We start from the raw sequence: 666 nt of genomic DNA on the forward strand, positions 1-666 counted from the left end.
CATATTAGGATCATATACGCGAAGTTTCTCCGATTTACGACCAAAGAGCTGACGGTTCAGCCATGCGACCTGAGCCGTCAACTCCTTGATACGTTCCTGCAGATTTTTTATCTGTTCGGATTGATTCTTATTAGTAGTAGACAATGAGGCTATAGAGGCATTCAGCCCTTCTATCGTCTTGAGTAAAATTTCTTTTTCTTCCATTGTCTATACTTCTTTTAATGATGTAAATATACTAATTAACAGTGAATTATGCAACAATATCCAAAGTTTACTCACACAAAAAACATATTATACATGGTATTCCTTACGTTCGGCTCTTAACCGCCGGAGCCTCTGTTCCGGGTTTTCCTGTATTCCTTCAACCATCATCACCAGATCGCGCCACTCCATGGGATAGCTGTTTGATTTGGGATCATACTCCGGCAGCTTGAAGCGACCGGCCTCCAGACGTTTTACATACATTACCATACCTCCGTCTTCGGCATGAAGGAGTTTCATTAGCCTGCGGCTGGAACCGATGAAGATGAAGACATCACCGTTCCTCACTTCACTGTTCATTTTCTCATGTACCACTCCGCATAGCGAACTGATACCCTTGCGCATATCTGTCCTGCCAGGACACAGGAAGTAGCGCATCGTGTCGTTCAGGTTAAACATGACCGT

At 43.8% G+C, this 666-nt stretch carries 2 protein-coding genes; both read right to left on the reverse strand.

Features of this window, described 5'->3' with window-relative positions:
• Nucleotides 1-204, reverse strand: a 204-nt coding sequence (locus H3001_RS19195; protein ID WP_219915902.1) for a transposase, incomplete at its 3' end; no start/stop codon positions are given.
• Between the two features lie 87 nt (nt 205-291).
• Nucleotides 292-666, reverse strand: a 375-nt coding sequence (tnpB, locus tag H3001_RS19200) for an IS66 family insertion sequence element accessory protein TnpB (protein WP_246368726.1), incomplete at its 5' end; no start/stop codon positions are given.

The sequence above is a fragment of the Phocaeicola faecicola genome, from assembly GCF_013618865.1.
In the GTDB taxonomy this organism is placed as follows: domain Bacteria; phylum Bacteroidota; class Bacteroidia; order Bacteroidales; family Bacteroidaceae; genus Phocaeicola; species Phocaeicola faecicola.